This is a genomic window from Kitasatospora sp. NPDC058243 (genome assembly GCF_042882025.1).
Classification (GTDB): Bacteria; Actinomycetota; Actinomycetes; order Streptomycetales; family Streptomycetaceae; genus Kitasatospora.
Genome location: NZ_JBHVWW010000120.1, coordinates 1 through 10,897, shown reverse-complemented (window position 1 = coordinate 10,897; position 10,897 = coordinate 1). Strand labels below are relative to the sequence as shown.

General features: G+C 75.3%; 1 protein-coding gene and 1 pseudogene. Both read left to right on the top strand.

What is annotated here, in order from left to right; translation table 11 throughout:
* Positions 1-304: pseudogene (locus tag ACFVX9_RS38925) on the top strand (ABC transporter ATP-binding protein); the annotation flags it as partial.
* Between the two features lie 118 nt (positions 305-422).
* Positions 423-10,897, top strand: a 10,475-nt coding sequence (locus ACFVX9_RS38920) for an amino acid adenylation domain-containing protein (RefSeq protein ID WP_387986942.1), incomplete at its 3' end; no start/stop codon positions are given.

Here is a 10,897-nt window from a genome sequence, read left to right as displayed (position 1 = left end):
GCAGCGGATCGCCCTGGCCCGCGCGATCCTCAAGGACGCGCCGGTCGTCATCCTCGACGAGGCCACCTCCGCCGTGGACAACGAGACCGAGGCCGCCATCCAGCGCACGCTCCGCGGCTTCGCGGTCGACCGGACGATGGTCATCATCGCCCACCGGCTCTCCACCGTCCGCCACGCCGACCGGATCTACGTCATGGACAAGGGCGGCGTCGTGGCCGAGCAGGGCACCCACGACGAACTCCTCGCCCGGCGCGGACTCTACGCATCCCTGTGGCAGCTCCAGGCCGGCGAACTCGCCGCCTGACCGCAGCAGCCGCGCCACCCGCCACCCGCCCGCCGACCGCGTGACGCCACCGCGGTCGGCGCGCCCCGGCCCGCCCCGGCGCGCCCTCACGCCTGCCCACATTCCTGGAGGTACCCCCATGTCCCGTCGCGACGGCGACACCCTTCCCCTGACAGCGGCCCAGCGCGAGATCTGGCTCGCCGAACAACGGGCCCGCACGGCGATTCCGGCCTACCGCATCGGCGATTACCTGGAGATCCACGGCCCGGTCGACCCGGACCTGTTCGCGACCGCGCTGCGCCGCGTCGTCGACGAGGTCGACGCCCTGCACGTGCGCTTCGTCGACGGCGCCGAGGGCCCGCACCAGGTCGTCCGCGCGCACACGCGGTGGCAGCCCGCGCAGGTCGACGTCAGTGGGGAGGCCGCGCCGCTCGCGGCGGCCCGGGAGTGGATGGACCGGGACCGGCGCCGGCCGCTGGACCTCGCCCGTGACCCGCTGTTCCGCTACGCGCTGATCACGCTGGCGCCGGACCGGTGCGTCTTCTACCAGAGCTACCACCACCTGGTGATGGACGGGTTCGGGTACGCCGTCGTGGGCCGGCGGGTGGCGCAGGTGTACACGGCGCTCGCCGAGGGGCGGCAGGTGCCGCCGTCCCCGTTCGGCTCGCTGGGCGACCTGGTCGCCAGCGACGAGGCCTACCGCGACTCGGAGCAGTACCTCGCCGACCGTGCCTACTGGACCGGACGGTTCGCCGACCGGCCGGCGCCGACCCGGCTGTCGGAGCGCCGGCCGGGCGGCCCGTCCGCCCCGTTCCGGCGCACCCCGCCGGCCGGACCGCTGCGCCCCGAGGCGCTGCGCGACGCGGCACAGCGGACGGGCGTCCGCTGGTCCCGCGTCGTGCTCGCGGCGACGGCGCTCTACGCGCACCGGCTCACCGGGGCCCGGGACGTGCTGCTCGGCCTCCCCGTCACCGGCCGGGTGGGCGACCCGGTGCTGGCGGCGACGCCCGGCGCGGTGTCGAACCTCGTGCCACTGCGCCTGTCGGTGCGGCCGGACCTGCCCTGGTCGGAACTGGTCGAGCAGGTGGACCGGGAAGTCGCCGCCGCGCTGGCACACCAGCGGTACCGCAGCGAGGACCTGCTCCGGGACCTCGGGCAGGCCGGCACGATCGAGACGGCGTTCCCACTGGTCGTCAACATCATGTCCTTCGACTCCGAACCGAGCTTCGCCGGGCAGCCTGCCACGGTGTACGCGCCCCTGGGTACCTCCGCCGACGACTTGGCGGTCTGGGCCGTGGGCGGGCGCGACGAGTACGGTCCGAGGATCGAGCTCGGGGCCTACGCGGAGGTGTGCACGGAGAGTGAACTCCTCGGCCACCAGCGGCGGTTGCTCGCCCTGCTGGACACCCTCGCGGACTGCGACCCGCAGCAGCCGCTCGGCCGCATCGGCCTGATCGGGGCCGACGAGCAGCGCGAACTGCTGGCCCTCGGCACCGGCAATGGTTCCGGTTCCGACACCGGCATCACGACGGAAGCCCCCGCGGCCCTGCTGCCCGAGCACTTCCGGGCCCGGGTGCGCGAGACGCCGGGCGCCGTCGCGGTGGTCTCCGGCGAGGAAACGCTGACGTACGCCGAACTCGACGCCCGCGCCAACCGCCTGGCGCACGCCCTGATCGCCCGGGGCGCCGGGCCCGAGCGGTCGGTGGCGCTGGCCCTGCCGCGCTCGGCCGCGCTGGTGGTGGCGATCCTGGCGGTGCTGAAGACCGGGGCGGCCTACCTCCCGGTGGATCCCGAGCACCCGGCCGCCCGGATCGCGTACCTGCTCGACGACGCCCGGCCGGTGCTGCTGGTGACCGACGCCCGCACCGCCGGCCGGCTGCCCGGATCCGGCCCCGCCGAGCGGCTGGTGCTCGACGACCCGGCCACCGCCGCCCGGCTCGCCGACGGCCCGGCGGCGGAACCCGCGGTGGCCGTCGACCCGCGCCACCCCGCCCAGCTCGTCTACACCTCCGGCTCCACCGGGCGGCCCAAGGGCGTGGCGTCGACACACGGCGCCCTGGCGCACCTCTTCGTCCACCAGTGGCGGGAGCTGTTCCAGCCGCTGCTCGGGGACGGTGCCCGGGTGGCCCTGACCACCTCGGCGGCGTTCGACGCCTCCTGGGACCAGCTCTTCGGCCTCTTCGCCGGACACCAGCTGCACATCCCCGGCCTGGACACCTGGGCGGACCCGGACGCCTTCGTCGACTACGCCGTGCGGCACCGGATCGACTTCGTCAACGCCACCCCGTCCTATCTGCACCTCCTGCTCTCGCACGGCCTGCTGGGCAACGCGGAACACCGCCCGGCGGTGCTCGTGGCGGGCGGCGAGGCCGTCCCCGAGCAGCTGTGGGCGCAGCTGCGGGACGCCGACGGCGTGGCCTGCTTCAACTTCTACGGGCCGTCCGAGTGCACCGTCGACGCGGCCGTCGCGCCGGCGGCGTCGAGCCCGCGCCCGGTGATCGGTCGCCCCGTCGCGGGCGCCCGGCTGTACGTGCTGGACACCGCGCTGCGGCCGGTGCCCGCCGGGGTGCCGGGCGAGCTGTACATCGCCGGTACGGGCCTCGCCCGCGGCTACCTCGACCGGCCCGGCCTGACCGCCGGGCGGTTCGTCGCCGACCCGTACGGACCGGCCGGCGCCCGCATGTACCGCACCGGCGACCGGGTGCGGTGGGGCGCGGACGCCCACCTGGAGTTCCTCGGCAGGACGGACGACCAGGTGAAGATCCGGGGCTTCCGGATCGAGCCGGGCGAGGTCGAGGCCGCGCTCGCCACCCACCCCCGGGTCGCGCAGAGCGCCGTGGTGGCCCGGACCGACGACGAGCCCCGGCTGGTCGCCTACGTCGTCCCGACCGCCGGGGAGCGGGTCGAGCCGGACGGGCTCCGCGCCCACCTGCGCGAACGGTTGCCGGAGCACCTGGTGCCCGGCGCGTTCGTGCTGCTGGACGGGCTCCCGCTGACGCCCACCGGCAAGCTCGACCGCCAGGCGCTCCCGGCCCCCGGCCCGGCGCCGGTCACCGCCGGACGGGCCCCGCGCAGCGCGGCCGAGCAGGTGCTCGCCGGCCTCTTCGCCGACGTCCTCGGCGTGTCCGGGGTCGGCGCGGACGACAGCTTCTTCGACCTCGGCGGGCACTCGCTGCTGGCCACCCGGCTGATCGCCCGGGCCCGCTCGGTGCTCGGCGTGGAGCTGGCCCTGGCCGACCTGTTCGACGCGCCGACCGTCGCGGGCCTGGCGGCGGCCGTGGACCGGGCAGGCCGGGCGCGGCCCGCGCTGTCGCGACGCGAGCGGCCCGACACGGTGCCGCTGTCCTTCGCGCAGCGCCGACTGTGGTTCCTGCACAGCATGGAGGGGCCCGGCGCCACCTACAACGTGCCGCTGGCCCTGCGCCTGTCCGGGGACCTCGACCGGCGGGCCCTGGAAGCCGCACTGGCCGACGTCGTCGAGCGGCACGAGAGCCTGCGCACCGTCTTCCCGGTGGTCGACGGCGAGCCGTGCCAGCGGGTGCTGGACCCCGACGCCGCCCGGCCCCGGCTGCGCGTCACCGCGGTCGCAGCGGGCGACCTGCCGCAGCGGCTGGCGGAGGCGGCCCGGCACGGCTTCGACCTGGCGGCCCAGCCCCCGCTGCGCACCGAGCTGTTCGAGCTGGGCGCGGACGAGCACGCGCTGCTGCTGGTGGTGCACCACATCGCGGGCGACGGCTGGTCGATGGGCCCGCTGGCGCGGGACCTGACCGCCGCGTACGCCGCACGGGCGGCGGGCGGGAAGCCCGAGTGGGCCCGACTGCCCGTCCAGTACGCCGACTACACCCTGTGGCAGCGGGAGCTGCTCGGCGCGGAGAGCGACCCGGACAGCCTCCAGAGCCGGCAGCTCGCCTCCTGGTCGCAGCGGCTCGCGGGGCTGCCGGAACAGACCGAGCTGCCCTTCGACCGGCCCAGGCCGGCCGCGATGTCCTTCCGGGGAGCGCAACTGCCGGTCCGGTTCGACGCCGAACTGCACCAGGGCCTGCGCGAGCTCGCCCGGGGCGGCGGCGCCAGCCTGTTCATGGTGCTCCAGGCCGGGCTGGCCGCCCTGCTCGGCAAGCTCGGCGCCGGCACCGACGTACCGATCGGCACGCCGATCGCCGGGCGCACCGACGAGGCCGTGGACGAGCTGGTCGGCTTCTTCGTCAACACGCTGGTGCTGCGCACCGACCTGACCGGCGACCCGACCTTCACCGAACTGCTGGGCCGGGTCCGGGCCGGCGCGCTGGCCGCGTACGCCCACCAGGACCTGCCGTTCGAGCAGCTGGTGGAGGCGGTGAACCCGACCAGGTCGCTCGCCCACCACCTGCTCTTCCAGACCATGCTCGCCCTGCAGAACGCGCCCACGGGCACCTTCGACCTGCCGGGGCTGCGGGTGACGACCGATCTGGTCCACACCGGTACGGCCAAGTGCGACCTGACCTTCATCCTGACCGAACGGCCCGGTGAGGACGGCCTGTCGGGCGTGCTGGAGTACAGCACCGACCTCTTCGACGAGGCCACCGCGGCGGACCTCGTCGAGCGCTGGCTGCGCCTGCTGCGGGCCGTGGCCGCCGACCCGGGCCGCCGGATCGGCCGGATCGACGTGCTGTCGCCGGACGAGCTGCGCGAACTGCTGCCGTCCGCGGCGGGTGCCGAGGACGACACTCCGCAGAGCACCATCACCGCGCTCGTCGAGGAGCGGGTACGGGCCGACCCGGCGGCGGTCGCGGTGGTGTGCGGCGAGGCCGCGCTGACGTACGGCGAGCTGAACGCCCGGGCCAACCGGCTGGCCCACGCGCTGATCGGCCGGGGTGTGGGGCCGGAGCAGCTCGTCGCCCTGGCGCTGCCGCGCTCGGCCGAGCTGGTGGTCGCCGTCCTGGCCGTCCTCAAGGCCGGCGCCGCGTACCTGCCGGTCGACCCGCAGTACCCGGCGGCCCGGATCTCCTACCTGCTCCAGGACGCCCGCCCCGCACTGCTGCTGACGACTCGTCAGATCGGTGACCTGCCCGGCGCGGAGTCCGTGGACCGGCTCCTGCTGGACACCGCCGACCTGGACGGCCTGCCGGACACGGACCCCGCCGTCGCCGTCGACCCGGGCCACCCGGCGTACGTCATCTACACCTCGGGCTCCACCGGCAACCCCAAGGGCGTGGTGGTCCCGCACCGCAACGTGGTGCGGCTGTTCGGCACCACGCGGGCGCTGTTCGACTTCTCCGCCGAGGACGTCTGGACGCTCTTCCACTCCTACGCCTTCGACTTCTCGGTGTGGGAGCTGTGGGGCCCGCTGCTGCACGGCGGCCGGCTGGTGGTCGTGGACCACGAGACCAGCCGCTCGCCCGGCCGGTTCCTGGAGCTCCTCGCCCGCGAGCGGGTGACGGTGCTCAACCAGACACCGTCCGCCTTCTACCAGCTGATGCAGGCCGACGCCGAGCACCCGCGCGAACTCGCCCTGCGCACGGTGGTGTTCGGCGGCGAGGCCCTGGAGCCCGCCCGCCTGGCGGCCTGGTACGAACGGCACCCGGACGACGCGCCGCGGCTGGTCAACATGTACGGCATCACCGAGACCACCGTGCACGTCACTTACGCCGCGCTCGACCGCTCGGCCGCGACCGCGGGGGCGGCCAGCGTGGTCGGCGTCGCCATCCCCGACCTGCGCGCCTACGTGCTGGACCCCCACCTGCGGCCGGTGGCCCCGGGCGTGGCCGGCGAGCTGTACGTGGCGGGCGCCGGTCTGGCGCGCGGCTACCTGAACCGGCCCGGCCTGACCGCCGGGCGCTTCGTCGCCGACCCGTACGGGCCGGCGGGCAGCCGGATGTACCGCAGCGGCGACGTGGTGCGCAGGGCTGTGGACGGAAGCCTGAGCTTCGTCGGCCGGGCCGACCAGCAGGTGAAGGTGCGCGGCTTCCGGATCGAGCTCGGCGAGATCGAGGCGGCGCTGGCCGCACACCCCGGCGTCGCCCAGGCCGCCGTCCTCGCCCGGCAGGACCGCGCCGACGACACCCGGCTGGTCGGGTACCTGGTGCCGGCCGCCGACGTGGCCCCGCGCTCGGCCGAGCTGCGCGCGTACCTGCGCGAGCGGCTGCCGGAGTACATGGTGCCCTCGGCGTTCGTCGAGCTGGACGCGCTGCCGCTGACCACCAACGGGAAACTGGACCGCCGGGCGCTGCCCGCACCGGAACTCGTCTCGGCGGGAGCGGGAGCCGGCCGCGCGCCGCGCACCCCGCAGGAGCAGATCCTCTGCGAGCTGTTCGCCGAGGTCCTCGGGGTGGCCGAGGCCGGCGTCGAGGACAGCTTCTTCGACCTCGGCGGGCACTCGCTGCTCGCCACCCGGCTGGCCGCCCGGGTCCGCGCGACCCTCGGGGTCGAGCTGGAGCTGCGCACCCTGTTCGAGTCCCCGACCCCGGCCGCGCTGGCCGCCGCCCTCGCCGGCGCCCGCCGCGCCCAGCTGGCCCTGGCGCCCTACCCGCGCCCGGAGAAGACCCCGCTGTCGTTCGCCCAGCGCCGGCTGTGGTTCCTGCACCAGCTGGAGGGCGCCAGCGCCAACTACAACATCCCGCTGGCCTGGCGGCTGACCGGACCGCTCGACCGCGAGGCGCTCACGGCGGCGCTGGCGGACGTGGTGGCCCGGCACGAGAGCCTGCGCACGCTCTTCCCGGCCGTGGACGGCGTGCCGCACCAGCAGGTGCTGGACGTCGTGGCGGCCCGCCCCCGGCTGCACCTGCGCCGCACCACCGAAGCGGAGCTGGACGCGGCCCTGGCCACGGCGCTGGCCTGCCGGTTCGACCTGGGCACGGACCTGCCGCTGCACACCGAACTGTTCGAACTGGCGCCGGACGAGCACGTCCTGCTGCTGGTGGTCCACCACATCGCGGGCGACGGCTGGTCGCTCGGCCCGCTGGCGCAGAACCTGACCGCCGCCTACGCGGCGCGCCGCCGGGGCGAGGAGCCGTCCTGGGAGGCGCTGGCCGTCCAGTACGCCGACTACACGCTGTGGCAGCACGAGCTGCTGGGCGACGCCGCCGACCGGGACAGCCTGTTCGCCCGGCAGGCGGACTACTGGACCGGGCAGCTGGCCGGCCTGCCGGAGCAGCTCCAGCTGCCCACCGACCGGCCCCGCCCCGCGCTGGCCTCGCACCGGGGCGACTTCGTGCGCACCGGACTGGACGCGCAGCTGCACCAGGGCCTGCGCGAGCTCGCCCGCGCGCACGGCACCAGCCTCTTCATGGTGCTCCAGGCAGGGCTCTCGGCCCTGCTCAGCAAGCTGGGTGCGGGAGAGGACATCCCCGTCGGCAGTCTGATCGCGGGCCGGACGGACCAGGCGCTGGACGAGCTGGTCGGGTTCTTCGTCAACACGCTGGTGCTGCGCACCGACACGAGCGGGGACCCGACCTTCGCCGAGCTGCTCGGCCGGGTCCGGGACACCGCGCTGGCCGGCTACGCCCACCAGGAGCTGCCGTTCGAGTACCTGGTCGAGGCCCTCAACCCGGCCCGGTCGCTGTCCCACCACCCGCTGTTCCAGGTCATGCTGGTGCTCCAGAACGCCCCGAGGGCCGACTTCGCCCCGCCCGGGCTGGAGACCGGCGAGGTCAAACTGACCACGACCACCTCCAAGCTCGACCTGATCTTCTCGATGTCCGAACGGCATTCCGAGGACGGCGCCCCCGAGGGGATCGACGGATTCGTCGAGTACGCCTGCGACCTGTACGACCGGGCGACCGTCGAGACGGTGATCGAGCGGTGGGTGCGCCTGCTCACGGCGGCGGTCGCCGACCCCCGGCGACGGCTCAGCCGGCTCGACCTGCTCTCCGCCGAGGAGCGGCACGCACTGCTGCCGGCGGGACCGGTCCCCGCGACGACGGCCGAGACCACCGGGCTGTCCGCGCTGTTCGAGGCCCAGACGCGGGAGCGGCCGGACGCGGTCGCGGTGGTGTGCGGCGAGTCCGCGCTGACGTACGGCGAGCTGAACGCCCGGGCCAACCGGCTCGCGCACGCGCTGATCGAGCGGGGTGTGGGGCCGGAGCAACTGGTGGCGCTGGCGCTGCCGCGCTCGGCCGAGCTGGTGGTGGCCGTCCTCGCCGTGCTCAAGGCCGGCGCCGCGTACCTGCCGGTCGACCCGGACTACCCGGCCGCCCGGATCGCCCACCTGCTCGACGACGCCCGGCCCGCGCTGCTCCTCACGGACCGCCGCAGTGGCGCCCTGCCGGGCGCGGACGGGGTCGACCGGCTCCTGCTGGACACCGCCGACCTGGCCGGGCTGCCGGACACGGATCCCGTCGTCGCCGTCGCACCTGACAGCGCCGCCTACGTCATCTACACCTCGGGCTCCACCGGGAAGCCCAAGGGCGTGGTGGTCCCGCACCGCAACGTGGTGCGGCTGTTCGACGCGACCCGGCACTGGTTCGACTTCTCCGCCGAGGACGTCTGGACGCTCTTCCACTCCTACGCCTTCGACTTCTCGGTGTGGGAGATCTGGGGCCCGCTGCTGCACGGCGGCCGACTGGTCGTGGTGCCGTTCGACGTCACCCGCGCACCGGAGCGGTTCCTGGAGCTCCTCGCCCGGGAGCGGGTGACGGTGCTCAACCAGACGCCGTCCGCCTTCTACCAGCTGATGCAGGCCGACGCCGAGCACCCGCGCGAACTCGCCCTGCGTACAGTGGTGTTCGGCGGCGAGGCCCTGGAGCACGCCCGGCTGGCGCCCTGGTTCGAGCGCCACCCGGCGGGTGCGCCGCGGCTGGTCAACATGTACGGCATCACCGAGACCACCGTGCACGTCACCTACGCGGAACTGGACGGCGCGCACACCGCCGGCCCGGCGAGTGTCATCGGCAGCGCGATCCCCGACCTGCGCGCCCACGTGCTCGACGCGTACCTCCAGCCGGTGCCCCCCGGCGTCGTCGGCGAGCTGTACGTGGCCGGCGCCGGGCTGGCCCGCGGCTACCTGAACCGGCCGGGCCTGACCGCCGGGCGCTTCGTCGCCGACCCGTACGGGCCGGCGGGCAGCCGGATGTACCGCAGCGGCGACCTCGTGCGCCGGCGCGCGGACAGCGCGCTGGAGTACGCGGGCCGGGCGGACGACCAGGTCAAGGTGCGCGGCTTCCGGATCGAGCTCGGCGAGATCGAGGCGGCCCTCGCCCAGCACCCGCAGATCCGCCAGGTCGCGGTGACCGCCCGGCAGGACCGCGCCGACGACACCCGGCTGGTCGCCTACCTGGTGCCCGTGGCCGGGGCGGCCGCCGAGCCGGACGAGCTCCGCGCCCACCTGCGCGAGCGGCTGCCGGACCACATGGTGCCGGCCGCGTACGTCGCCCTCGACGCCCTGCCGCTGACCGGCAACGGCAAGCTCGACCGGCGCGCCCTGCCCGAGCCCGACACCACCGGCGCCCCGGCCGGCCGGGCTCCGCACACCCCGCAGGAACACGTCCTCGCCGGACTGTTCGCGGAGGTGCTGGGGGTGTCCCAGGTCGGCGCCGACGACGACTTCTTCGCCCTCGGCGGGCACTCCCTGCTCGCCACCCGGCTGGTGGCCCGCGTCCGCGCGACCCTGGGCGTGGAGCTGGAGCTGCGCAGCCTGTTCGAGACCCCGACGGTGGCCGGCCTGGCCGCCGGCCTCGGCGGGGCCGACCGGGCACGGCTCGCCCTGGGCCGCGCGGAGCGGCCCGGCCGCGTACCGCTGTCGTACGCGCAGCGGCGGCTGTGGTTCGTCGACCAACTGGAGGGCGCCAGCGCGATGTACCACATCCCGCTGGCCTGGCGCCTGACCGGCGACCTGGACCAGGACGCGCTGCGGGCCGCGCTCGGGGACGTCGTCGCCCGCCACGAGAGCCTGCGCACGGCCTTCCCCCAGATCGACGGCGTGCCGTACCAGCAGGTCCTGGACGCCGAGACGGCCCGGCCGCACCTGTCCGTCACCCGGACCGACGAGGCGGGCCTGCCCCAGGCGCTGACCGAGGCCGTGGGCCGCGGATTCGACCTGGCGGCCGAAGCGCCCGTGCGCGCCGAGCTGTTCGAACTGGCGGCGGACGCGTACGTGCTGCTGGTGGTGATCCACCACATCGCGGGCGACGCCTGGTCGCTGGGCCTGGTGTCCGCCGACCTGTCCACCGCGTACACGGCGCGGCTGCGCGGCGAGGAACCGGCCTGGGCGGACCTGCCGGTGCAGTACGCCGACTACACCCTGTGGCACGACCGGCTGCTCGGGGACCGCACCGACCCGGAGAGCCTGTACGCCCGGCAGGCGGACTACTGGACCGGGCAGCTGGCCGGCCTGCCGGAGCAGATCCGGCTGCCCGCCGACCGGCCCCGCCCCACCACCGTCTCCAGCCGGGGCGGACACCTCCCCGTCGAGCTGGACGCCGAACTGCACGAGGCGCTGGTCCGCCTGGGCCGTGAGCACGGCGCGAGCGTGTTCATGGTGCTCCAGGCGGGGTTCTCGGCCCTGCTGACCAAGCTGGGCGCGGGTGAGGACATCCCGGTCGGGAGCCTGATCGCGGGCCGGACGGACCAGGCGCTGGACGAGCTGGTCGGGTTCTTCGTCAACACGCTGGTGCTGCGCACCGACACGAGCGGGGACCCGAC